At 53.5% G+C, this 24,587-nt stretch carries 22 protein-coding genes; 6 read left to right on the forward strand and 16 right to left on the reverse strand.

The genetic code is table 11. From position 1 onward, the window contains the following. The first annotated feature begins 44 nt into the window (after positions 1–44). Positions 45–929: a methylated-DNA--[protein]-cysteine S-methyltransferase gene (locus CIK78_RS09750; RefSeq protein WP_096279520.1), complete on the forward strand. Its 885-nt coding sequence runs from the start codon at positions 45–47 to the stop codon at positions 927–929. Here CIK78_RS09750 and CIK78_RS09755 read toward each other — a convergent pair. From CIK78_RS09755 to CIK78_RS09780, 6 genes are all read right to left on the reverse strand, one after another. Then, on the reverse strand, positions 926–1,792 hold the full coding sequence (locus CIK78_RS09755; protein ID WP_096279522.1) for a phosphodiesterase: 867 nt from the start codon (positions 1,790–1,792) through the stop codon (positions 926–928). The genes CIK78_RS09750 and CIK78_RS09755 overlap by 4 nt on opposite strands. Further along, positions 1,785–2,867 (reverse strand): ABC transporter ATP-binding protein, encoded by a 1,083-nt coding sequence (locus CIK78_RS09760; protein ID WP_096279524.1) that lies wholly within the window; start codon positions 2,865–2,867, stop codon positions 1,785–1,787. The genes CIK78_RS09755 and CIK78_RS09760 overlap by 8 nt, the downstream gene beginning before the upstream one ends. 75 nt (positions 2,868–2,942) lie before the next feature. Next, the gene (locus CIK78_RS09765; RefSeq protein ID WP_096279526.1) at positions 2,943–3,731 is read right to left on the reverse strand and encodes an ABC transporter permease subunit; all 789 of its coding nucleotides are present in this window, start codon (positions 3,729–3,731) and stop codon (positions 2,943–2,945) included. Next, entirely contained in the window at positions 3,728–4,624 is an 897-nt protein-coding gene (locus tag CIK78_RS09770) for an ABC transporter permease (protein WP_096279528.1), read from the reverse strand. The genes CIK78_RS09765 and CIK78_RS09770 overlap by 4 nt, the downstream gene beginning before the upstream one ends. A 2-nt stretch (positions 4,625–4,626) precedes the next feature. Further along, positions 4,627–5,658: an ABC transporter substrate-binding protein gene (locus tag CIK78_RS09775; RefSeq protein WP_096279530.1), complete on the reverse strand. Its 1,032-nt coding sequence runs from the start codon at positions 5,656–5,658 to the stop codon at positions 4,627–4,629. Continuing rightward, positions 5,655–6,692 (reverse strand): LacI family DNA-binding transcriptional regulator, encoded by a 1,038-nt coding sequence (locus tag CIK78_RS09780; protein ID WP_096279532.1) that lies wholly within the window; start codon positions 6,690–6,692, stop codon positions 5,655–5,657. The genes CIK78_RS09775 and CIK78_RS09780 overlap by 4 nt, the downstream gene beginning before the upstream one ends. Before the next feature lie 224 nt (positions 6,693–6,916). On the opposite strand from CIK78_RS09780, the gene CIK78_RS09785 reads away from it, so the two are divergent. Further along, positions 6,917–8,383 carry a cobyric acid synthase gene (locus CIK78_RS09785; RefSeq protein ID WP_096279534.1) on the forward strand — a complete coding sequence of 489 codons (1,467 nt, stop codon included), beginning with the start codon at positions 6,917–6,919 and terminating at the stop codon, positions 8,381–8,383. Here the strand turns inward: CIK78_RS09785 and CIK78_RS09790 are convergent. Beyond that, positions 8,343–8,741: a RidA family protein gene (locus tag CIK78_RS09790; protein ID WP_096279536.1), complete on the reverse strand. Its 399-nt coding sequence runs from the start codon at positions 8,739–8,741 to the stop codon at positions 8,343–8,345. The genes CIK78_RS09785 and CIK78_RS09790 overlap by 41 nt on opposite strands. Positions 8,742–8,909: 168 nt before the next feature. Here CIK78_RS09790 and CIK78_RS09795 point away from each other — a divergent pair, with 168 nt between their 5' ends. After that, positions 8,910–9,473 (forward strand): hypothetical protein, encoded by a 564-nt coding sequence (locus tag CIK78_RS09795; RefSeq protein ID WP_096279538.1) that lies wholly within the window; start codon positions 8,910–8,912, stop codon positions 9,471–9,473. Between the two features lie 25 nt (positions 9,474–9,498). Here CIK78_RS09795 and CIK78_RS09800 read toward each other — a convergent pair whose 3' ends face one another. From CIK78_RS09800 to CIK78_RS09810, 3 genes are all read right to left on the reverse strand, one after another. Then, entirely contained in the window at positions 9,499–10,692 is a 1,194-nt protein-coding gene (locus CIK78_RS09800) for a VWA domain-containing protein (RefSeq protein ID WP_096279540.1), read from the reverse strand. A gap of 3 nt (positions 10,693–10,695) precedes the next feature. Next, positions 10,696–11,550: a MoxR family ATPase gene (locus tag CIK78_RS09805; RefSeq protein WP_096279542.1), complete on the reverse strand. Its 855-nt coding sequence runs from the start codon at positions 11,548–11,550 to the stop codon at positions 10,696–10,698. 114 nt (positions 11,551–11,664) lie between these two features. After that, a complete protein-coding gene (locus tag CIK78_RS09810; protein WP_096279544.1) occupies positions 11,665–13,647 on the reverse strand; it encodes a sigma-54-dependent Fis family transcriptional regulator in 1,983 nt (660 codons plus the stop codon). A 301-nt stretch (positions 13,648–13,948) separates the two neighbouring features. On the opposite strand from CIK78_RS09810, the gene CIK78_RS09815 reads away from it, so the two are divergent. From CIK78_RS09815 to CIK78_RS09825, 3 genes are all read left to right on the forward strand, one after another. After that, positions 13,949–15,757 (forward strand): NAD(P)/FAD-dependent oxidoreductase, encoded by a 1,809-nt coding sequence (locus CIK78_RS09815; RefSeq protein ID WP_096279546.1) that lies wholly within the window; start codon positions 13,949–13,951, stop codon positions 15,755–15,757. Positions 15,758–15,770: 13 nt separating this feature from the next. Then, entirely contained in the window at positions 15,771–16,835 is a 1,065-nt protein-coding gene (locus tag CIK78_RS09820) for a 2,3-butanediol dehydrogenase (protein ID WP_275542731.1), read from the forward strand. Positions 16,836–17,283: 448 nt separating this feature from the next. Continuing rightward, the gene (locus CIK78_RS09825) at positions 17,284–17,895 is read left to right on the forward strand and encodes an OmpW family outer membrane protein (RefSeq protein WP_176483388.1); all 612 of its coding nucleotides are present in this window, start codon (positions 17,284–17,286) and stop codon (positions 17,893–17,895) included. A 183-nt stretch (positions 17,896–18,078) separates the two neighbouring features. Here the strand turns inward: CIK78_RS09825 and pepQ are convergent, their stop codons facing one another. From pepQ to CIK78_RS09855, 6 genes are read right to left on the reverse strand one after another with little or no spacing between them, the layout of a single operon-like run. Next, positions 18,079–19,377 (reverse strand): Xaa-Pro dipeptidase, encoded by a 1,299-nt coding sequence (pepQ, locus tag CIK78_RS09830; RefSeq protein ID WP_096279549.1) that lies wholly within the window; start codon positions 19,375–19,377, stop codon positions 18,079–18,081. 46 nt (positions 19,378–19,423) lie between these two features. After that, the gene (locus tag CIK78_RS09835; RefSeq protein ID WP_096279550.1) at positions 19,424–20,335 is read right to left on the reverse strand and encodes a LysR family transcriptional regulator; all 912 of its coding nucleotides are present in this window, start codon (positions 20,333–20,335) and stop codon (positions 19,424–19,426) included. Between the two features lie 46 nt (positions 20,336–20,381). Next, positions 20,382–21,419, reverse strand: a complete 1,038-nt coding sequence (locus CIK78_RS09840; RefSeq protein WP_096282343.1) for an oligopeptide/dipeptide ABC transporter ATP-binding protein — start codon at positions 21,417–21,419, stop codon at positions 20,382–20,384. A 38-nt stretch (positions 21,420–21,457) separates the two neighbouring features. Further along, a complete protein-coding gene (locus CIK78_RS09845; RefSeq protein WP_096279552.1) occupies positions 21,458–22,474 on the reverse strand; it encodes an ABC transporter ATP-binding protein in 1,017 nt (338 codons plus the stop codon). Positions 22,475–22,481: 7 nt separating this feature from the next. Then, on the reverse strand, positions 22,482–23,471 hold the full coding sequence (locus CIK78_RS09850; protein ID WP_096279554.1) for an ABC transporter permease: 990 nt from the start codon (positions 23,469–23,471) through the stop codon (positions 22,482–22,484). Further along, a complete protein-coding gene (locus tag CIK78_RS09855) occupies positions 23,468–24,517 on the reverse strand; it encodes an ABC transporter permease (protein WP_096279556.1) in 1,050 nt (349 codons plus the stop codon). Before CIK78_RS09855 ends, CIK78_RS09850 begins: the two co-directional genes overlap by 4 nt. Between the last annotated feature and the right edge of the window lie 70 nt (positions 24,518–24,587).

Consider the following 24,587-nt stretch of genomic DNA (forward strand, 5'->3'; position numbering starts at 1 on the left):
CAGCAGGGCACCACAACGAATAAACTGACCGCTAGAGAGAACAGATGAACGATTATGAGCGTATCGAAAAAGCCATGGCTTACATGGTGGCCCATGCAGCGGCGCAGCCTCATTTAGAGATGGTGGCTGATCACGTTCATTTAAGTGCCTTTCACTTTCAGCGCCTATTTAGTCATTACGTGGGGGTTAGCCCCAAGCGCTTTTTGCAGGCGCTGACGTTAGAACGCGGCAAGCAGCTGATTCAATCCTCATCTTCGCTACTGGATGTTGCCCATAGCCTGGGCTTGAGCGGCGGCTCACGGCTTTATGATCATTTCGTGCAGCTAGAAGCAGCGACTCCCGGTGAATATAAGCGCCTAGGTGAGGGCGTTGAGATTGCTTATGGCGTTCATGAAACGCCGTTTGGCCGCATCTTTGTTGCCGTGACCCCTCGCGGTATCTGCCGAATGGGGTTTGTTGATGCCACCAGCGCAGAGTCGCTGTTGGCACGGCTTGCCAAGGAGTGGCCGCTTAGTACGTTGCAGCACAATACTGAGGCCACGCGTTACGCGGTAGAAGGGTTATTTGCTAAATCTAGGTTTTCTAAACCTAAACTTTCTAAACCCCAAGAGGGCGCGGCCGCTTTGTCGCTGCACGTGACCGGTACCAATTTCCAAATGGCGGTATGGCGAGCGCTGTTGACCATTCCTGAAGGCCAGTTAGCCAGCTATTCCCACCTAGCCCAGGCGTTGGGCGCGCCTAAATCCTCCCGTGCGGTGGGTAACGCCGTGGGCGCTAATCCCATCGCGCTGTGGATTCCCTGCCACCGAGTGATTCAACAAAGCGGCGCACTAGGCGGCTACCGCTGGGGGGTGGAGAAAAAGCAGATGGTGCAAGCCTGGGAGCTAGCAATGAACGATACAGCGCGTGCTCCCATGGCCACGTCTTAATCAATGAGCCCGTTGGCATCATAAAATGGGAAAGGGCCCGGGTAGCACGCTATAAAACCTTGGTGAGTAATCATGCCATGCGCCGCTGACCACTGGTGCAGCAGGTAGCCGGGGGGCTCAAGCTGAAAGCGAGAAGGGCCGTCTGGAGTCAGGTCAAGGCTAACTTGGTGGGAAACACCCGGGCAGCTAATGGCTAAGGTATTTCCAAAGCGAGCCTGTATGCTCCGATGAAGGTGGCCGCAAAGCACGCGTTCTACTTGTGCATGTTTGCCAATGACGTTTTCTAACGCGCTCGCGTGCTTAAGCGGCTGTTGGTCCATATGATCAATGCCACTGACAAACGGATGGTGATGCACCATGACCAGGGTAGGTTTTTCGGGTTGCTCCGTTAGAATTTTATCAAGCCACTCTAAGCTGGCATTGCTTAACTCCCCGTACGGTTTTCCGGGTACCGATGAATCTAGCCCCACGAGGCGTACCGGGTAATCGTCAATGACCCAATGAAGAAAGTCGCGGTGCTGAAACAGATAGCGATGTTCTGGGAAGGCTGCGCGCAAGCTTTGGCGATCATCGTGATTGCCGGGAATCAAATACACCGGCAGCGTTAAGTCAGACAGAATGTGCTTAAACGTGGCGTACTCTTCTGGGTGGCCAAAATCGACCAAGTCACCGCTGATCAGTACCAAGTTAGGCCGAGGCACTAGCTGATTGAGCGTAGTAATCGCCTCGCGCAGTGCATTGGCAGTATCGACTTGACGATAAGAGAGCTTACCGCCTGCCTTGATATGTGGATCACTAATTTGCGCGATAAGACATTGCTGAGAAGAGGGGCATTGCTCAACACTAAAAGCTTGATCAGCCATTCGCCATTTCCTTGGTGTTAATCGTCGTAGTCGGCTTATCGGGATGAAATAGCACGTTAAAAGGCAACGCTAGGCCAATCGCTGTGCCGTTTGGCCAACGCTGGCGCGAAGGTGCCTCTATTTGAAGCGGCACTGTTCCCCCGGCATCCACGAGCAGGCGCTGTGTCTGGCCTAAAAAAACGCTTTGTACCACCTGCCCCTTAATGTCGGCTTGATTAAGCGGTACCACTTGAATATCTTCTGGTCGGCAGTAAATCTCTGTAGCCCCCAGTAAATGAGGCGCGGACAGCTCGCCACCATGTACCGCTAATTGGCCATCCGGTTTTGTTGCAATGACGCTTAAACAGTTAACCGCGCCGATAAAGTCGGCCACAAAAGCATTGGCCGGCTGGTGATAGATTTCTTGTGGCGTGCCCAGCTGGGCGATGCGTCCTGCTTGCATCACCGCAATACGATCACCTAACGCCATCGCTTCATCTTGATCGTGGGTAACGTATACCGCCGTGGTACCTAATTCACGCAGTAACTGACCAATTTCAATGCGTAAGCGATCACGTAGTTTTGCATCCAATGCGGCCAAAGGTTCATCAAATAGCAGCACCTTGGGACGCACCGCAATGGCGCGGGCGAGAGCAACACGCTGTTTCTGGCCACCGGATAACGCATCGATTCTTCGCTCGCCAAAGCCTTGTAAGTCGACCATGCGCATAGCTTCGTCGCGCCGTTGGGTGATCTCGAAACGCGACAGGCGTTGTAATTTCAGGCCGTAAGCAATGTTGTCGGCAACGCTCATGTTGGGAAATAGCGCATAGTTTTGAAAGACCATCCCGACGTCGCGCTTTTCAATTGGCAAAGTAGTGACATCACGCTGGCCAAACTGCACTTGTCCGCCTTTATCTGGGCTTTCAAGGCCGCTAATAATGCGCAGCGTGGTTGTTTTTCCGCAGCCAGAAGGCCCTAGCAGCACCAGTGTTTCACCCGCATTCACCTTTAGGTCAAGTGGCTGTAAGGCCATGTGGCCGCCAGCGAACGTGCGGCTACAGTGGGTTAGGGTAATACTGACAGATGAACTCATAGCGAACTCTCATATAAAGCAATCAGGTGTCTTTGAATGTGGAGCTGAATCTCAGAGGTCTTAACGGCGTGAGTCTTAGCGGCGTTGCTCGGTTAATCGCCCAGCCCATTGGATAGCCACCAGCAACGGCACCACCATCACCAAAAATATCAGCGTGTAGGCTGAGCCGATTTCCAGGCGCATAGACGCGTAGCTATCGGCTAAGCCAACCGGCAGTGTTTTAGTCAGCGGAGTGTGGAGCATCCAGGTAATGTTGAATTCGCCAATGGACAGTGTGATCACCATTAGCGCGCCTGCCAAAATGCCGCTCATACAGTTAGGGATGACCACTGAGAAAAAGCGTTGCCTGAAGCTTGCACCTAAGCTTGCGGCCGCCTCTTCAAGCTGGGGAAGCTTTGCCGTCTGCATCACGGAAAGTACTGCGCGCACCATAAAAGGCAGTGTGAAAAGGACATGACCAATCAGAATAAATAGCCAGCTGCCTCTAAATTCACGATAGCTACCATAGGCGAGCAGCAGCGCTAGGGCAGTCGCCAACCCGGGGACGGCAACGGGGAGTAGGAGCAATTCTTCAATCGCATTGGCCCACCGGCGCCGGCTACGTAGCAGGCCATAAGCAGCGGGTACGCCAATAAGGGTAGTGATCAGCAAACAGGCGAGTGCCAGTTTAATGGACAGCCAAATCGTATCTGAATAAAGCTCCCAAACCTCATTTACCCAGCGCAGGGTCAAGCCGCTCTGTAAGCCAACAAAATAATTCTCGGTCAGCCCTGCCAGCACCGACATCGCTACAGGCACAATCATGAATAAACATACGATCAGCGTGAAGCTCAGCTGCAGTGTGAAACGTAGGCGCGATTTCATGCGGAAGCTCCTAGATTTCCGCCTGCTAATCGGCGGGCAATGCTTAACGCTATCCAGGTGATAGCGCCCAGCACAACGGAAAGGGCGGCCGCCATCGCAAAGTTGGCGTAGTTGGTGAATTCGCCGTAAATATTGAGGGGCAAAATGTTAAGCCGCGTACCCAACGTAAAAGCGGTACCAAAGGCGCCCATGCTGGTAGCAAAGCAGATCGCGCCGGTTGAGAGCAGCGCTGGCGCAATGCCTGGCACAATCACATCTTTTGTTACCTGCCAGGTATTGGCTCCTAACGAGCGGGCAGCTTCTTCAAGGCTTTTATCCAAGTTGTCACAAGCAGCCATCACCGTGGTAATGACGCGAGGAATGGAGAAGTAGAGATAGCCAATGAATAGCCCGGCTAATGAGTAGGCGAACATCCAACGTTCGCCGAAAAGCCATAGGCTTGACTGTGCCAGCGCCCCCTGGCGCCCCCCTAGCATGATGACTAAAAAGCCGACCACGACGCCTGGAAAGGCAAGGGGGAAGGTCAAAATAGCGACCAGCACGGCCTTACCCCAAAAATGCTGACGGGCTAGAAAAAAGCCCACAAAGCCAGCAATAGCGACTGCCGTTAGTGAGACAACGAGTGAGATACCAACGGTTGTCACTATGCTGATTAAGTACTGGCGATGGGTGAGAATAGTGAGATAAGCGCTCACGCCGCTACTTCGGTCTGCTTCGGCGCCCATCAATATTAAGCGTGAAAAAGGTAGTAGCCAAAAAGCGCAGAACACAATGAGCGCAGGCATTAAGGCGAGTACGGCCACGAGGCTTTTATGCCGCACGGGTACTGTTAAAACCATCCATCGAGTTGAAAAAGAAGCAGCCCCCAAGGGCTGCTTGGATGCTGCTTTCATGGTTAACGAACCTCCGACAAATACCGCTCAGAGAAGCTTCGCTGAGCAGCCGCCATTGCAGAGTAGTCAACGGTTGCGGCGCGGGCGTAGTCGCTATCAGGCAGAAAAACCTCACGTGCTTTTGCTGAGATAGCGCTCTCACGCACCGGGCGTAGATACGCATCGGCCCAGACAGCCTGCCCTTGGTCAGAAAGCACGAAATCAAGCACTTGCTGACCATTGTCGGGGTTAGGGCCATCCTTCACTAGGCTCATGACATAAGGCACAACCACGCTGCCTTCTTGGGGAATGACAAACTCTACGTTGGCACCGTCATTGTGGCGAGCGCGATAAGCGTTGAAGTCATAATCAAGCAGAATAGGGATCTCACCGGAAAGGACGCGTGCATAGCTAGTTTGCTTGGGCACAATGGGGGCGTTATCGGCCAGCTCATTGAAGTAGTTGATGGCGGGTGTGAAATCATTAAGGTCGCCACCCATCGCTAAGTTGACCGCCACAGCGCCCACGTAGCCTACAAAGGCGCTTGCAGGATCAAGATAGCCCACCATGCCACGGTATTCGGGTTTAAGCAGATCTTCCCAAGAGGTGGGCACTGGCGCGCCATCTAGCGCATCAACGTTGACCATAAAACCGAGGGTGCCGGAATGAATGGCAAACCAGTTGCCCTCGGGATCTTTAAGCCCTTCAGGGATCTCTTCCCAGTGTTCGGGCTGGTAGGGCGTGACCACGCCCTCCGCCATGGCTTGGATACCAAAGGTGACGCCATAGTAGACAACATCGGCCACTGGACTACCTGCTTCGGCGACCAGCTGGGCTAAGGACTGGCCTGAGTTTTTATTGTCTTGCGGTACGTGAATGCCGGTTTCCTGTTCGATCAAGCGCAGCTGTGTGCCCCAGTCAGCCCATTCAGGTGGGCAGTTGTAGCAAATCGCGTTATCGCCAGGTTCAGCCATCGCTGCCGCTGATGTAGCGATAGCCGCGGTGGTCAGTAATGCTTGATAGATACGCTTCATATGCCTGCGCTTAAGGTTCATAACGTGCTCCTCTGAGTGGTGCCTGTGTTGGACTTGCGTGATGCCGGTATTCCGGTACTTTCGCCCTTACGCAATGCGTGGGGCAGGGGAGCCGTCGTGCAGCTTTCTCCCCGAATCATGGCTAATAAGGTGTGAACCGCCGTGCGTCCTATATCGGCACGCGGTTGTTCGATAGTGCATAGCGATGGATAGAGGTACTGACCTAAAGCGATGCCATCAAACCCCATCACCGAAAGGTCGCCGGGCACGGCAAAGCCTGCACGTTGCAGCTCTCCGATTAGGCTGATAGCAAGCAGATCATTGGTACAAATAACAGCGCTAAAAGATTGAAAACCTTGTAGCGCTGGCTTGAGGCTGGCGAGGTCGGCTTGGGTATGACGAGCCATTTCGACAAGCTGATGAGGCAAGAAACCGGCACTCTTCATTGCTTGGCAATAACCTTCGTAACGCTGTTGAGCACGGTCTGATTGCAGCAATGGGCCGGCGATCATGCCGATGCGCTCATGCCCCAGGGCGATTAAGTGGCGAGTAGCATCAGCACCAGCGGCAAGGTTATCGACGCCAATTGAGGTAAAGCCGCTAGTCCCAGGTGGGTTGTAGACCAGCAGGCAAGGAATGTTTTCCATACGCAGCTTATCCAGTACGTCACTGTTACTAGCATCGGCGACGGTGAGCACTAAGCCGTCTACGCGTTGGCGCAGCATCTCTTCAACAATGTTGCCTTCACGGCTGGGCGAGTACTCGCTGGTGGTAACGATTAAGGAGTACCCTGAGTCGCGGGCCGCCACTTCCATGGCTTGCAGCTGCTCAGCAAAGACGGGGTTGTCGAGGCTGGGCACCATCACGCCAATCATTTGTGTGGCTTGTGAGCGCAGCTGCTGCGCAACTTTGTTGGGCCTGAATGCCAACTCTTGGGCTGCATTGAATATTTTTTCGCGGGTTGCGGGGCGCACTAAGTCGGGGCTTGAAAAGGCCCGCGCAGCGGTAGCGCGAGAAACCCCCGCTCGCTTTGCCACACTGAGTAAATCTGCCATGCCAACACCTTTCGCTTGCGTAATGAGATCGATCTCATTTGTTGGGTGTCAGCCTAACTAGCGCATGTGACGAACTGATGGCGGTAAAAAGTATTTTTGGCGTTATTCATGTGACAGCGTGGTTTTGTTGCACTGATAACGCGGTCTGTTTTATTTGGCTACGTTGCGAAGCGGTGCACCTCCCGCTAAAGTCTCGCGTTAGTTAACCTGGGCAAGGCTTTCTTATGGCCACACTAATGATTCAAGGCACGACCTCTGATGCCGGTAAAAGCACGGTGGTGGCTGCGCTATGTCGCGCTCTGGCACGGCGTGGCATCTCGGTCGCGCCGTTTAAGCCTCAGAACATGGCACTTAACAGTGCCGTGACTGAAGATGGTGGTGAGATAGGTCGCTCTACAGCCCTACAGGCGCAGGCATGCTATTTGGCGCCGCACAGCGATATGAACCCCGTGCTGCTAAAGCCTGAAACAGACCGCGGCGCTCAGGTGATTTTGCGCGGCAAGGTGCATGGCCATATGGATGCATTGGATTACCACGCCTATAAGCGCACCGCGAAAGAGAGCGTGATGGCCGCTTGGCAGGCGCTGGAAAACCGCTTTGATGTGATTATTGCCGAGGGCGCCGGTAGCCCGGCAGAAATCAATTTACGCGAGGGTGATATCGCCAATATGGGCTTTGCCGAAGCGGCAAATTGCCCCGTACTGCTGGTGGGCGATATTGATCGTGGCGGCGTATTTGCTCAGTTAGTAGGCACGCTGGCGCTGCTTAGTGAGAGTGAGCAGATGCGCACAAAAGGCTTTATTATTAATCGATTCCGTGGCGATATCGCGTTATTAAATCCCGGCCTTGAGTGGTTGGAAAAACGCACACAAAAGCCGGTACTGGGAACACTCCCTTATCTTCAGGGGCTGGTGCTGGACTCCGAAGACAGCATTGGTGTCGTTCAAGCAGAAAAGCGCAGCGCTGTGATCAATATTATTGTCCCCGCGCTTCCACGTATCAGCAATCATACCGACTTTGATCCGCTGCGCTTACACCCCCAGGTTTCGCTGCGTTTTATTGGGCCTGATCAGCCAATTCCCGCTGCCGATGCGATCATTTTGCCCGGTAGTAAAAGCACTGCCAGCGATCTTGCGTGGTTAAAACGTCAAGGGTGGGATAAGGCGCTTCAGCGCCATCTTCGTTACGGTGGGGCAGTGTTGGGTATTTGCGGTGGCTTTCAAATGCTGGGCGAGTGGGTGGACGACCCTGATGGCTTGGAGGGGCAACCAGGAAAAGTGGCCGGGCTAGGGCTGTTGCCCCTCACAACGCAAATGGTAGCGGGCAAGCAGCTGCGCAACGTTAGTGGCTTGCTGTCAGATCAACCTGCCCTTGTCGAGGGGTATGAAATTCATAACGGCGTCAGCCAGGGCTTAGCGCTTAACTCGCCGCTTTTTCATATACAGGGTAAGCCTGAAGGGGCCGTTAGTGACGATGGCCAAATAATGGGCACTTACCTGCATGGGTTATTTGATCACCCCGATGCTTGCCAAGCGTTGCTAACAAAACTGGGCCTTACCCATGTTGAACCAAGTGATTATCAAGCTCACCGTGAGCATGAGCTTAATCGCTTGGCTGACATGCTAGAGGCGAGCATTGATATAGAGCAAGTTATTGCGCTGATTGATGCTGGCGTTTCGCCATCACGGTGATCTCAACACTGCACCCACCACAGATGTTTGCCGATTCAGTGCAAGTGCGGGCTGGATAGCGGCCGGGATCGAAGTGCTCGGCATACACACCGTCTAGTTCTTGAAGCGTGTGCAGGTCAGTGAGGTGGATATCTACGCGCACTACATCAGCAAAACTGCCGCCTTCCATTTCAAGCATGCGAGAGATGGCCCGCATCACTAGGCGTGTTTCTTCTTTTACGTCGCCCCGCGCCGCGTGGCCATTAGATAAATCTGCGACGGTTAGCCCTGAAATGAACACATAGTGGTCGTCGATTACCATGTGGCTACCGGGAAAGCTCGGTGTGGGCAGTGTCGGATCGTTGGTATAGGTCGGCATGCTAATTCCTTCTAAGTTGCTGATCGCACATACATCCTCTACGACAGGGCAATAGTGCTAGTGTTCAGTATCAGTCATTATGAATAGAACAAGGGGAGGCATTATGCACTGTCAAAATAGCGGTGTTTACTCTAGGCTTGCGGCTTTTCTGTCGGCATTGGGGGATAAATGAAGGTCATACACGTTAAAGAAGAGGCCCAGCGCGATGCCTGTTTAGCGCGGCTATGCGCTGAAGTTTACGGCCAAGAAGCTGGTTTAACGCCGCTCGTCGTGTTTGCCGGCACTCGCACCGTTTTATTTGCTCAGCAGGCCGCACGCTTATTTGCTGCCGTTGATGCAAAAGGAAAACCGCAGGCGCTGGCGCTGCTGGTATTAGATGAAGAGGGTGAGGGGATGACGATTACCCACGCCTGCACGCTGGGCCAATTAGATGCCAAGCAGCGCTTGATTAGTGAACTTAGCTTAAAAGCGCCGCTGCGTGTTGAGGTAGATACTGGCGAACAAGAAGCGTTTTACCGCGAGAGTGGTATCAAGCGCTGGTTCGGCGGAGTGGATGGCAAACGTATTGGCTTGGGGGCGCGTCACCCGGCGCAAAATGTTCGCGAGTTGGCACCCACTTTAGGGTTAGACGAAGCGCTTATTTTGCGTCGTTTTAAACATGACCCAAAGGCTTTCGAGGCAGCCAAACAGGCGTTCTTGAGCGGCTTGAATGACTTTCCCGCGGCGCTTTAATGACGACTCGTCACGTTGGGCAGATTTACTTCTTCGCCAGTTCGCGCATGGCCGTTTCCAAGCCTTCCATGGTCATCGGGTACATTCGGTCGTTGATAAGCTCGCGAATAAGCTGAGTGGAGTAGGTGCTTTCCCAGGCGCGTGGCGGCATTGGATTGAGCCACGCCAAGCGTGGAAAGGTGGCGCATAAACGTTGAAGCCAAACGCCGCCCGGTTCATCGTTAAAATGCTCAACGCTGCCGCCGCGATGAGTGATCTCATAAGGTGACATGGCAGCGTCGCCCACTACAACGACCTGATAATCAGCGCCGTAAGTGTGCAGCACGTCCATCGTCGGAATTCGTTCATTGTTGCGGCGAGACGAGTGCTGGGCGTTACGCCGCCACACCCCTTCGTACAAGCAGTTATGAAAGTAGTAGTGCTCCAGATGCTTGAACTCGGAGCGCGCCGCTGAAAACAGTTCTTCGCAAACGCGAATGTGGTCGTCCATTGAACCGCCAACGTCTAAAAACAGCAGCACTTTTACCGTGTTGTGGCGCTCTGGGCGCATCTGCACGTTAAGTAGCCCGGCATCGCGTGCGGTGGCGCGTATAGTGTTGTCAACGTCGAACTCTTCAAGAGCGCCTTGACGGGCAAACTTGCGCAGACGGCGTAGTGCCATCTTGATATTACGTGTGCCGAGTTCAAGGGAGTCATCGTAGTCACGAAAGCGGCGCTCATCCCATACTTTAATGGCGCGGCGATGGCGCGAGCCTTCCTGGCCAATCCGGATACCTTCCGGATTATAGCCATAGGCACCAAACGGGCTGGTGCCACCGGTGCCTATCCATTTATTCCCCCCTGCATGACGCTCTTTTTGCTCCTCCAGGCGCTTTTTGAACGTTTCAATAAGCGCTTCAAGGCCGCCGAGGGATTCGATATTGGCTTTCTCTTCGTCGGTTAATTGCTTCTCAAATTCGCGCCTTAGCCAATCATCAGGAATCAATGCCTCAATGGCGGCATCCATATCTTCCAGGCCTTTAAACCATGCACCGAACGCGCGATCAAAGCGGTCAAAGTGGCGCTCGTCTTTAACCATAACGGTGCGCGCTACTTGATAGAATACGTTGATATCAGCAAATACAATGCCGCGTTCTACTACCGTGTTAAGGTCCAGCAGCTCACGTAGCGACACTGGAACGCCCGCACGTTTGAGGGTTTCAAAGAGACCAATAAACATGGCTTAGCGGCCCGCGCCTTTTTGGCGACGCATCATAAAGGCTAAGCGCTCAAGCAGATGAGTGTCCTGTTCATTTTTAACCAGCGCACCGGCCATGGGCGGCAGTGCTTTGGCCGGGTCGCGGTTATACAGCGCTTCCTGAGCAAGCTCATCCGCCATGAGCAGTTTTAGCCAATCCACCAGCTCAGAGGTTGACGGTTTTTTCTTCAAGCCAGGGGCATTGCGCAAATCGAAGAATACTTCTAACGCCTCACTGACCATTCGAGGAGCGATGTCTGGAAAGTGAACATCGACAATCGCCTGCATGGTCTCTCGGTCGGGGAAGTCAATGTAGTGGAAAAAGCAGCGGCGTAAGAAAGCATCTGGCAGCTCTTTTTCGTTATTTGACGTAATGATGATAATCGGGCGCTGCTCGGCGCGGATAGTTTCACCGGTTTCATAAACGTGAAACTCCATACGATCCAGCTCTTGAAGCAGGTCGTTGGGGAATTCGATATCCGCCTTGTCGATTTCGTCGATCAGCAGCACAACGCGCTCATTCGCCGTGAAGGCATCCCATAGTTTGCCGGGCTTGATGTAGTTGGCAACGTTCTCTACGCCTTCCACACCTAACTGGGAATCGCGCAAGCGGCTCACCGCATCGTACTCATACAAACCCTGGGCTGCTTTGGTGCTGGACTTAATGTGCCAAGTGATCAGCTTGGTGCCCAGCGACTCGGCCAGCTCTTCGGCCAGCAGCGTTTTACCGGTACCCGGCTCGCCTTTGATTAAAAGCGGGCGTTCCAACACAACAGCAGCATTGACCGCCTGCTTAAGCGCGTCGGTTGCGATATAGGTCGAAGTGGATTCAAACGCCATGAGCAGGGCCTCGGCTTGTCGAAAACGTGTTGGGAAATATTCAAACAAGTGTACGTGAGGGCAAACCCCAAGGCCATTCAGAGTGAGGTGTCTTTTATGTTCTCCTGGCTTTTATCAATGCAGCCAGTTTGGCGGCACAATCCCTTGGCGCTGCATTTGCCGATATATCGTTGGCCGTGAAACGCCTAGCGCGCGAGCCACGGCGCTAATGTTCCAGTGGTGCTTTTTAAGTAGATCTAGTAGCGGCTGCCCTGGATCTGAGCAACTGTCGGAAGATAAGTCATTAGCCTTGCGCGTAATGCGTTCGCTAAGGCATTGCTCCGGTAAATCAGCGACGGTGATTTCATCGTTTTCCGAGGTGGCCAGTGCGAAGGCCAGCGCATTTTTTAGCTGCCGAATATTACCTGGCCATGCGTAAGCCAGCAGAGCGCTAATAGCATCTGCTCTTAGGCGTGGTGACTCGCTGGCGGCCCGTTCTTTGATTACGTCTGCAAACACGCGACGAATCACGTACAGCTTGTCGGCGCGCTCGTTTAGTGAGGGCAGGCGCAGCTGCGCACCGTTCAGGCGGTAGTAGAGATCTTCACGGAATTCTCCGCGTTGAATCATCTCTTCTATATTGCGATGGGTCGCGGTAATTACCCTAATATCAACCTTCACCGGCGTGTTCGCACCTAGCGGCATGACTTCCCGTTCTGCGAGTACGCGCAGCAGACGCGTTTGCAGTGCCAGTGGCATATCGCCTATTTCGTCAAGAAACAGGGTGCCTCCGTCAGCTTGGGGAATGAGCCCGCGCATGCCTTGCGAGCGTCCTCCGGTAAATGCTCCTGGCTGATAGCCAAATAGCTCACTTTCGATCAGTGCTTCAGGAATAGCGGCGCAGTTGACCGCTACAAAGGGCTTGCTGGAGCGGTGGCCGCTGTCGTGCAGCGCGCGAGCAACAACTTCTTTACCTGTCCCAGTGTCGCCACTAATAAGGACATTAACACTGACTTCATTGCGCAGCCTCTCAGCCAGTTTTTGTATTTTCCGCATGGCGGGGTCATCGGCACCCAGGCGAGCCAGTGGCTCCGGTAGCGATGATGCGGGCGGTTGCTGTGCATGCGTCGATCGAGTGCGGCGAGGTTCCAGCAGGCTAATAAAGTAAATCGTGTTGTCGGCCCTGGCGCGAAAGGCACGCAGCTGATCATCTGAGCCGCTATTGATGCTCAGCACGTCGGCGATTTCGCATTCAAATAGTTCATCCAATATAGGCGTGTGGCGCGCTGACCAAGGTGGCCACCGGTGCTGATGGCAGGCGATGAGTTCACGGCCGACGGCGTTGGCCGCTATTACCTGGCCATTTTCTTCAATGGCGATCAGGCCACGCCCGTTCACATGCACAAACTCCCGGGAGGTATCCAGGCGTACCATTAGGCAGTCGCGGTAGCGCCGGAGAAAGTAGGCATCTTCAATCATGCGGGCGTAGAGAGTTACTAACGAAAGGCTGAAATTTTGGCTTTCATGTTGGCTAGGTGATTGCAGAGCAGAGATATCCAGCACGGCCATGACGTTACCTTGTGGGTCGGTGATAGGCGCAGCGGTGCAGGTCAGCGAAATATGCGAGGCATCAAAGTGTTCCTGGCGGTGGCAGATAATCGCTTGGCGGTCGTGAAGGCAGGTGCCCACGGCGCAGGTGCCAGCAAATCGCTCGTCCCAATCGGCGCCCAAGTAAAGACCCGCTTGCCGCAGTAGCCTATCTTTATGGGGGTCGCCGCGAAACTCGACGGTAATACCACGATGGTCGGTGAGTAGCAGGACGTAGCCCAACTGGGAGATTTGCTGATAAAGCTGATCCACGCCAGCCCTGGCAACGTGTAGGAGTTCATCAACGGGTTCCCGGTGCTCGATAAGCGTTTGCTGAGTCACAACTCTTGCGGGGCGCGGCTGGGTAGGGTCAAGCTGGTATTCATTCAAACAGCGCAGCCAGGAGCGTCGAATTGTTGGCTGAGCCGGTAGCTGAGGCACGTCCACCCCTTCGCCGAGCAAGAATATATGCTCGATATGCTGGCGCTGTACAGAGTGTAATCGTGCAGGCAATAGCGATTGAGTTGGCATGGCGTTTTGCACCGTAAGACGCGTTATTGTCTTTCCAGCCTATGCGCTCTAGCGCAGGTGTCAACGCAGCCATCTTACGCCGTTAGTCGTGTGTTACACCTGTAACGGATGTTACGCCGAGCTGTAAACAGTGTGACAGGTGTACGCCGCCGTAAATGCTCTTTAATTTTTCAATAGCCGATTATTAATCTTTACTATTCAATTGTTTATATTTTATTTGTTCGGTTTGGCACGACGGGTGCTTAGAGTTGTGTAGGTAAAAGGCCTTTCAACAATAACAAGCGTATATGGAGTACCCGCTATGTCACAGATCCCGTCACATAAAATTGCCACAACAGCCGTCGATGCGTGGCTGAGAGATTTTGATAACGCGCTACAGGCTAACGATATACAGCACGCGCTTTCACTGTTCGGTGAAGAGTGCTATTGGCGTGACTTTCTAGCCTTCACATGGAATTTAAAAACCTGCGAGGGCAAAAGCGATATTCAGGCTATGCTTTCTGCAACGTTGGCTAGCGTATGTCCTTCTGATTGGCAGCTAGAAGGCGAGGCGACCGACAGTGGTGACACTTTTGATGCGTGGTTTACCTTTAAAACAGCAGTGTCTAGCGGCAAAGGCTACCTGCGTCTTAAGCAGGGGAAGTGTTGGACGCTGCTGACCACGATGCAGGCGCTTAATGACTATCCTGAGCGTCGTAACCACCATCGCCCCAAAGGGGCTGAGCACGGCGCCAATAAAAACCGCGAAACGTGGTTAGAAGCTCGGGAGCGCGAGGAAGCTGAATTAGGCTACACCCAGCAGCCGTACTGCGTGATTATTGGCGGTGGCCAGGGGGGCATTGGCTTAGGCGCACGGCTCAAACAGATGGGTGTCCCAACTATTATTATCGAGCGTAACGAGCGCGCGGGCGATTCCTGGCGTAAACGTTATAAGTCGCTATGTCTGCACGACCCTGTCTGGTATGACCATCTTCCTTATATTCCCTTTCCCGATAGCTGGCCGATCTTTGCCCCTAAAGACAAAGTAGGTGATTGGCTGGAAATGTATACCAACGTGATGGAACTCAACTATTGGAGTTCTACCGAGTGCCAGAATGCACACTTTGACGAAGTGGCAGGTGAGTGGGTCGTGAATGTGACTCGCAACGGTGAAAAAGTGACGCTACGGCCGAAGCAGCTCGTGATGGCGACCGGAATGTCGGGCATGCCTAATGTGCCGACATTCCCCGGTGCTGAAAGCTTTGAAGGTGAGCAGCAGCACTCTAGCCAGCACTCGGGGCCGGATGCCTATAAGGGTAAAAAGTGCGTCATTATTGGGGCTAATAACTCGGCCCACGATATTGCGGCCGCGCTATGGGAACACGACGCTGATGTGACGATGTTGCAGCGATCGTCTACCCATATCGTAAAGTCGGACTCATTAATGGAAGAGGTGCTAGGGCCGCTTTATTCAGAAGAGGCCGTCGCTAACGGCATTACTCACGATAAAGCGGATCTTATTTTCGCGTCTATCCCTTATAAGGTGCTGCCGGATTTTCATCGCCCGGCCTTTGCTGCCGTTAAAAAGCGTGACGCCACGTTTTACCAAAAACTGGAAGATGCCGGCTTTATGCTCGATTTCGGTGACGATGAGTCGGGGCTCTTTTTGAAATATTTGCGCCGCGGCTCTGGCTACTACATTGATGTGGGCGCCTGTGACCTAGTGGCCAATGGTGATATCAAACTACGTAGCGGCGTGGGCATTGAACGCATTAATCCACGCTCTATCACATTGACCGATGGTAGCGAGATTACGGCTGATTTGATCGTTTATGCCACTGGGTATGGTTCGATGAACGGCTGGGCGGCCCGGCTTATCTCTCAAGAAGTGGCCGACAAGGTGGGCAAATGTTGGGGCTTAGGCTCCGATACCACGAAAGACCCCGGGCCTTGGGAAGGCGAGCTGCGCAATATGTGGAAGCCCACCCAGCAAGAAGCGCTTTGGTTTCATGGCGGCAACCTGCACCAGTCTCGACACTACTCGCATTATTTGGCGCTGCAGTTGAAAGCACGTATGGAGGGGTTGGAAACGCCTGTTTACGGGCTCCAGCCGATTCATCATAAGTCTTAATGGGAAGCCAGAAATGACGCAATCAACCATGCAGGCAGCGGTTTGGTACGCAGCAAAAGATCTACGCGTTGAGCACGTGTCGATACCCGCTATCAGTGATTCTCACGAGGTAAAGGTTAAAGTTTCTGCGTGCGGTATCTGCGGCAGCGATTTGCACGAGTATGCGGCAGGGCCGATTTTTATTCCCGTGGGCGAGCCGCATCCTATTAGCGGTGAGCAGGCGCCGATTATTATGGGCCATGAGTTTTCCGGTGAAGTCGTCGAAATCGGTGAAAAGGTATCGCGGGTGAGTGTCGGCGATCGCGTGGCCATTGAGCCGATTCTTTCCCCCCATAAAGACGGGGCTTACTTGATGGAGCGCTACAATTTGACGCCGGAGCTGGGCTTTCACGGCCTATCCGGCGGCGGTGGCGGTTTCTCTGAGTTCACCGTAGTCGGCGAGCACATGGTGCATAAGCTGCCGGATGGCCTAAGTTTCGAGCAAGGCGCGCTGATAGAGCCCGCGGCGGTTGCGCTGCATGCGGTGCGCCAGAGCTGCCTAAAAGCGGGCGACAGTGCGGCGGTATTTGGCGCAGGTCCGATTGGGCTCATGACCATAGAAGCGCTAAAGGCTGCCGGTGCTGCTCGTGTTTATGCTGTTGAGGTGGCCCCCTCACGCAAGGCAAAAGCTGAGTCGTTAGGTGCAACGGTCATTGATCCCCAGCAGGGAGATGCCGTGGCCAAACTTCAGGCATTAAGTGGCGGCGGTGTTGACGTCGCGTTTGAGGTGACGGGAATTCCTGCCGTTTTGAATCAGGCTTTGCATAGCACTCATGAAGGCGGTGAGACGGTCGTGGTGAGTATTTGGGAAGGGGAGGCTAGCTTTCATCCCAACGACTTGGTCATCAAAGAGCGCACCATGAAGGGTATTATTGCCTATCGGCATGTTTACCCCGCCGTTATTGCGCTGATGGAGCGCGGCTATTTCCGCGCAGAAGATATGGTGACTCAGCGCATTGCGCTGGTGAATATCATCGAGGAGGGTTTTGAGGCACTGCTTAGCGATAAGTCGCAGGTGAAGATTATCGTGACCCCTTAGCGCCTGCGCTACGATGATGCATCGCACCCGACTAATGCTTTGGTCTGGTGCGGTTTTTTTGCTTCAAACATCAGCCAATGTCTTTTTATTATTTAAGATTTTGAAATATATGTTTTTTATTTTTTTTGGCATGCGAATCGCTATATATATGGCAAAGGATGATTGAACAGAGTGATGTGGCGATTAATGTGTTGCTCACCCTTCATCATCTACATCGCTAGACAATCTAGCGATACACAGAGTGAGCTGGCGTGCTCCACCTAGTCCCCTTCGGGGGACTTTTTTTATGCGTGGAAAAAACTATCAGACTTGGAATTCTTATAACAAAATTTTACATGCAATTTGGAAACACTGTTCGTATACTATATACTATACAGGAAAGCCGGATAACCGGCACCGTAATACCAAGGCGCAAGGGAACTAGCGCTGCATAGAGAGGATAAATCTAATGAGCAATATGAAACTGATTTCCGCCGCTGTAATCACTGCTAGCTTCGCACTGGCAAGCCAAGCGGCTCTCGCTTATAACGCTGGCGACGTATTTGTTCGTGGCGGCGTTGCCAAGACCAATACAGGCTCAGGTAATGGTAACGTAGCGGGTGATTCACTTAATGTGCAGAGCGAAAGCGGCTTTACTTTCGGTGCTGGTTATCTCCTTACCGATAAAGTAGGCCTGGAGCTAAACAGCTCTGAGAAATTTGAGCACGAGCTTAATACAGCATCTGCCGGTGGCGTTGGTAGCATTGACCGTCTTCCTATTAACCTGCTGGTGAATTACTACCCGATGGGTGGCTTAGATTCACGCGTTCAGCCTTATGTAGGTGCTGGTCTTAACTACACGCGCTTCTCTGGCGAGCCGAGCGGCTTCAACGTTGATGAAAGCTATGGTGTGATTGGCCAAGCAGGCGTTGATCTTGCGATCACTCAGAATATCCTGCTTAACGGCTATGTTAGCTATGCTGACGTACGTTCTGATATCAACGCAAATGGTGCTGGTCAAGTTGGCGAAATTGATATCGAGCCTGTCACTATTGGCGGCGGTGTGACTTACCGCTTCTAAGTTCTATATAGCCTGAGTTTATATAGACATAAGCTTTATGTGACTTAGGCTCTATGTGGCACCACGTGTCATATAAAGTGTTAGTAAATCATCGCCCGGCCTTGTGCCGGGCGATGTGCATTCTACACATTGATAAGACCTGCTAAACAGTAACAAGACGTTCTTAAGGGTGGCAACACGCTTTCAGGGCGTTAGATTGTCAAAACCGCTTTCCGTCACCGCCACATTATCCTCAATGCGAATACCGCCACAGGGCGAGAGTTGGTCTATCAGCGGCCAGTTAATGGGCAGTGAAGAGTTACGCAGCGGTTCAAGCAGCATGTCGATAAAATACAGGCCTGGCTCGATGGTAACTACCATGCCAGGGCGGAGCGTGCGGGTTAAGCGCAGAGCCGGGTGATTTTCCGGCGCTGGCGCGGGGGTGCCGTCGGGGTGGCGCAACCCGGCTACATCGTGCACCTGTAGACCCAGCGAATGACCTAGCCCGTGAGGGCAGAATGCTCGCGTGACGCCTTCAGCAACGGCTTGCTCGACCGTGCCTTGGAATAGCTCGTGAGCAATGAGTATTTCAGCTAAGTGATGATGCATTTGCTCGTGAAGCGCCACAAAGCTAACGCCGGGCGCTACGCCTTTGACCAACTCATCTTTTAAGCCGTGCATTGCCGCGACTAGCTCGCCAAAGGCCGCGGGTGCATCGGGGCCGGCGTATGCACGGGTAATATCCGCGCAGTAGCCACGAAAGCGTCTGCCTGCATCCACTAATAAGCTATAGCGTTGTTTAGGTGCTTTGAGATCGTAATGCTGGTAGTGCAGAACACCGGCATGTTGATTTAGACCAATAATGTTCTGGTAAGGGACGCTTGATTCACGCTGACGACTTGCCGCTAAGTAGGCGAGCTGAATATCCAGCTCACCTGAGGCGCCAATAAAGGCGGCCTGCGCAGCTTGATGGCCCGCTATCGCTAAGCGATTTGCTTCGCGCAGACAGGCAATTTCATACGGCGTTTTGAGTAGTCGCAGTTCATCCAGTGCATGGACGATAGTTGCTGGCTGGCATTCGGCGTTTAACGATTGCAGGGTGCTAGCGGGGAGGCGTTCAATATCACCAATAATGGCAGCTTTGCCAGCCAGTGACGGGGCAACTTTATCGCTACATAAATGAATGTCGAATTCGGCAACCCAGGGCTCTTCAGGCAGGCGCGTGGGCAGGTGCCAAAAGTCAGCCGGGGCATAAAGATAAAGCTGGGGTCGTTTTTCGGGTTGAATCATCAGCCAGCTATGCTGAACGTCAGCTAGGCCCACCCAGTGCATAAAATGGCCGTAGGTTTGAAACGAGGCAGCGTGGTCATCTGCAAAATGGTCGCTAGCGTGACCGCTGTAAATGGCCAGGCTATCCAATTGATGGTCGGCTAGTAGTGTCGCGTAAGCACTTTGTAGATGTACTAAGTGTTCGCGCTGCAGTTTAAATAGAGTCGTTGACATAACAGCAGTGCCTTTTCTCAAGTAAGTTTTCTCACAGACATCATCATCAGGCGCGGGGCGGTGCGAGCTCGCTCCAGAACCCGTCAAGTTCAGCGTGGTGATGGCTTTGATGTCGATATAGGCGTAGTTCCATAGGGACATCCCAGCGGCTGTCGCCTGCTCGTACTAGGGTCCCTTGAGCAAGCTCAGACGCTACGTTGCGCTCCGGTAGCCAGCTCATGCCGTAGCCCAGCAGCACCAACTCTTTTATGCCGGCTGCGTAAAGGTTTTCACTCTGCACGGTTAAATGGGTGCTTTGTGGCATCCTGGCCAAATGTGCTTTAACCGCAGACCCAAGCAGCCCGCGCTTAGGGTAAGCAAGCCAGGACACCGGCTGGTCGCGAGAGCCTGGCAGCAGCGCACAGGGGGCACCATCGGCATTTAACCCCGTCACTGGAATGAGTCTTTCGTGGCCAATGACTCGGTAGTTACAGGCGCTAGTATCAATATCAAGGTCGCAGCGCCCAGCCGGCCAGTAGCAAATAGCAAGGTCACACTCGGCACGTGCTAGGGCTTGAAAGTAGTCGCTGGCCACCCAGCCAGTTGCCCGCAGGTAGGGCTGCACGCGATCGTGCCATCCCGTAGACGTTAGCCATTCAGGTAGAAAATGAGGCAGCAGGCTCTGCGGTGCCGCGACCATAATACGCCGCTGCTGGCCGGCATTAATTTCGCGCACACGCGCACGGGTTAGCCGCACGCGCTCGGTTACCTGCTCACACAGGGTTAAAAACTCGTCCCCAGCGGGAGTGAGCGAAAGCGGCAGCGTTTGACGGTTAATCAGCGTTACGCCCATCTCCTCCTCAAGTAATTTAATACGACGGGAAAAGGTAGGCTGCGTAACGTGCTGATCATCTGCTGCGCGTGAGAAGTGCCGAGTTCTGGCCAGGGCAATAAAATCTTCTAGCCAGCGAATTTCCATGTTTTACCTCTCCATGCCTTTCTTCGCTGGATGTATGCCGCCGATTTCATAGGCGGCCCTCTTCAACAGCGTGGCACGCTACGCGCGTTCCGTCATCCTGGGTTTGCAATAGGGGGATTTCTTGCTTACAACGCGCGTTAACATACGGGCAGCGGCCATGAAATACGCATCCGCTGGGTAGGTTCACCGGGGTGGGCACTTCACCTGTTAGGCGAATATGCTGTGGGCGATCATCTTTCAGGCGTGGAATCGCTGAAAGTAGCGCCTGGGTGTAGGGGTGACGTGGCTTTTCAAACAGCGTCGCTGTAGTGGCAATCTCGCAGACCGTGCCTAGGTACATCACCGCCACACGGGTGCCAAAGTGCTCGACGACCGCAAGGTCGTGGGTAATGAAGAGATAGGTGAGATTGCGCTCTTGCTGAGCTTCCATCAGCAGGTTAAGTACCTGGGCCTGAATGGAAACGTCGAGTGCGGAAATAGGCTCATCGGCAACGATAAACTCAGGGTCAACGGCCAAGGCGCGCGCAATCGCGATACGCTGGCGCTGACCTCCGGAGAACTCGTGCCCAAAGCGTTTGCCCCAGTCAGGATCAATGCCCACTGAACGCATCACCTGCTCGACCTTATCGAGAATCTGCTGACGCTTCCAGTCAGGATGATGCAGGCGCAGCGGCTCTTCCAACGTTTGCTGAATCGTCATGCGCGGATTCAGCGACGCGTAGGGGTTCTGGAAAATCATCTGCATGCGCTTGCGATATGGCAATAGCTGACGCGAACTTAGATTGTCGATACGCTGGCCGTCGTAGAAAATTTCACCTTCTGACGGTGTTAATAGCCCCATGACCGTCCGAGCGACGGTGGATTTTCCGCAGCCTGACTCGCCCACGACACAGAGCGCTTCGCCGCGCTTGATATCCAGATTAACGCCGTTGATGGCATGCACATATTCTTGGTGGCGAACCAGCTTGCCGCCTTTAAAGCGCAGCTGTTCTAGAAAATCGCCGGAGAGCGAAAAACGCTTTTTGAGATCGCGGATCTGGAGCAGCGAATCAGCGCTCTGTTCGTTCTGACGCGGGGTAGGCATCGTGGTCGGATTATCCGCTATAGCCTCAGGCTGTGAACTCATGAGGTTTCCTCCTTCAAGCGGCGGTCTTCAAGCATTTCAGCCACCATATGACACGCAACACGACAGTTGCCTGATTCGACAAATTCAGGCACTTGCTGCGTACAGGCCGGGCGAGGTTGGCCATCGGCGCGATTGATAAAATCGCAACGCGGATGAAACGCGCAGCCGCTGGGAAGGTTAGAAAGCGACGGCATGCTGCCACGAATCTGATTGAGCCTTTCGCCGGGCGTGGCCATCTGCGGTAGGGCGTTGATTAAGCCTTGCGTATACGGGTGCTGCGGATCATTGATAATTTCCCGCGTTGGCCCTTGCTCGATCACTCGACCAGCGTACATAACCAGCATGCGCTGGGTGACCTGGCTGACCACGCCAAGGTCGTGGGTGATCAGGATAAGCCCCACGTTATGCTGTTCGCAGAGTTCCAGCAGCAGGGCCATGATCTCAGCTTGTATCGTCACATCAAGGGCCGTGGTCGGCTCATCGGCGATGATAATGTCTGGATCAAGCAGCAGCGCAATCGCAATAATAATACGCTGGCGCATGCCACCTGAAAGCTCATGGGGGTACTGATCTAAACGCGTTTCCGGCGAGGGGATTTGCACCTGACGCAGTTTGTCGAGGGCAATCGCACGGGCATCTTTGGACGAAATGCGGCGGTGGGCTTTCAAGCACTCGATCATCTGCTCGCCAATAGCCAGCACGGGATTGAGCGTCATCATTGGGTCTTGAAAAATCATCGAAATGCGGTTGCCGCGGACCTTGCGCAGGCCGCGTTCAGACATGCGATTAAGCACTTGGCCGTCAAAGTTAATAGTACCGCCCGCAATAAAGCCCGGCTTAGCAATCAAGTTGAGCAGCGAAAACGCAGCGACCGACTTGCCCGCGCCAGATTCACCGACAATGCCCAAGCGCTCGCCGCGCTCAAGGCTAAAATTAATGTCTCGTAAGGCGTGTACTTCACCTTGGCGAAGTGCGAAGCGGACATCGAGGTTGTTGACTTCAAGTAGTGCCATGGTGTCCTCAGCCTTTGTAGAGTCGTGGGTTCATGACATCGCGCAGCCAATCGCCGAGTAGATTGATCGACAGCACCAGTACAACGAGTACCAGGCCCGGAATCAGGGTGATCCACCAGGAGCCCGATTGAATATAGTCAAAGCCAGATTTGATTAGTGATCCTAGCGATGGATGCGTTTCCGGCATTCCCAGCCCCAAAAACGACAGTGCCGCTTCAGAGATAATCGCGTTGGCAATCTGCACTGTTGAGATAACAAAGATAGGCGACATGGTATTGGGCAGCACATGGCGAAACATAATCCGCTTGCTGCGCAGACCCATGACGCGGGCGGCGTCAACATACTCTTTGTTTTTCTCAGCCAGTACAGAGGCGCGCACGGTGCGGGCATACTGTGGCCACTCAGCTAGGCCGATAATTAAAATCAGCATCATCACTGCATATTGGCTATAGAAAGCGCTTCCCATCGTCGCTTTGACTACGGCACCTACCACGATGGCGACCATTAGGGTTGAAAACGATAGCTGAATGTCGGCAAGGCGCATCAGAAGAGTATCAACTCGCCCGCCAAGGTAGCCCGCCATCAAGCCAAAGGTGATACCAATCAGGGCTTGCAGAATCACAGCGCCAAAGCCGATCAGTAGAGAGACGCGTGTGCCGTAAAGCACAATCGACCATAGATCACGCCCTTGGGCATCGGAGCCCAGTGCAAAACGGTCGTCTGCGCCGTCAATCCAGAAGGGCGGCATTTCTGAAGCCATGATGTCGATCTGAGCCAGGTTATAAGGATCAGTCGGCGCCAATAGGGGCGCAGCAAAGGCGGCAACCACCATGCAGATAAACACTGCTAGGCATAGCTGGGCAGTGCGGTCGCGTTTAAAGCTGTACCATAAATAAGAATCGCGTAGACGTTCCCAACGGCCGGGGGGGGAGGACTTAGTCGGTGAAGACTTAGTCGGTGATGATTTAGCCGGTGATGATTTAGTGGTCATTGTCATGCGGGCTTCCCTGTCAGTTTAACAGTGGGATTCACGAAGCCGTAAATCAAGTCCACGATGGTGTTGGTGATCACGAATATGACGCCGACAATCATCAGGTAGGTCACAATCAGCGGAATATCGGCACGATTAATAGCGTCTAAAAACATCAGACCCATGCCCGGCCATTGGAAAACGGTCTCTGTCAGAATGGTATAAGCCACCATGGTGCCGATTTGCACGCCGCCGACGGTAATAACGGGCAGCATGGTGTTCTTCAGCGCATGGACGAAGTAGACGCGGCGCATAGAAATGCCTTTAGCTCGCGCATACTTGACGTACTCTGACTGGAGTACTTCCATCATTTCAGCGCGGATCAAACGAATGAACAACGGCAGCATGATGGAGGCCAGTGAAACGGCGGGTAATACCAAATGCTGCAGGCCATTCCAGGTGGCTAAGTTGGTATCCCAGTTGCCTACGACATTGACAAGATCATAGCCGCGGCCAAAGGAGGGCATGTTGCCTTCAGTAGAAAAGAAGCTGTTGAGCCATGCGCCCCAGCCCGTGCTTTCTGGAAACACGGTGACGGTCACGCCAATGGCAAAAATCTGAATAAGGACGATCGCGGTTAGGAACACCGGTATCGAAATGCCGATAATAGAGACGCCCATGAATAGGCGTGAAATCGGTGAGCGGGGCTTAATCGCGCTGTACACGCCAATGGGCACTGAGAACAGCATGATAATCAGCGTGGCTGCAAACACCAGCTCTAACGTGGCCGGTAAGTGGCGGCCAATGACCTGCAGCGCAGGTTCACGATAAAAGTACGAGTCGCCAAAATCGCCTTGTACCGCGTTTTTGGCGAACCGCACATACTGCACTACGAAGGAATCGTTGAGGCCTAAGCGCTCGCGAAGAGCCTCTCGCTCGCTTTCAGGTACCGACTGGCCCACCATTTGCTGTACGGGGTCACCCAGGTTGTCCTGGATGGCGAAGGCCAGCACGCTGATGACGAACATCACCAAAATCGCGTGCATCAGCCGCTTGATTAGAAAGGCAATCATGGCGTACGCCACCTATATAATGGGTTCAACAAAGGGAGTTGGGACACGTTATGCAGAATTATTGACCGCC

Source organism: Halomonas sp. JB37, assembly GCF_002332255.1.
Taxonomy (GTDB): Bacteria; Pseudomonadota; Gammaproteobacteria; order Pseudomonadales; family Halomonadaceae; genus Vreelandella; species Vreelandella casei.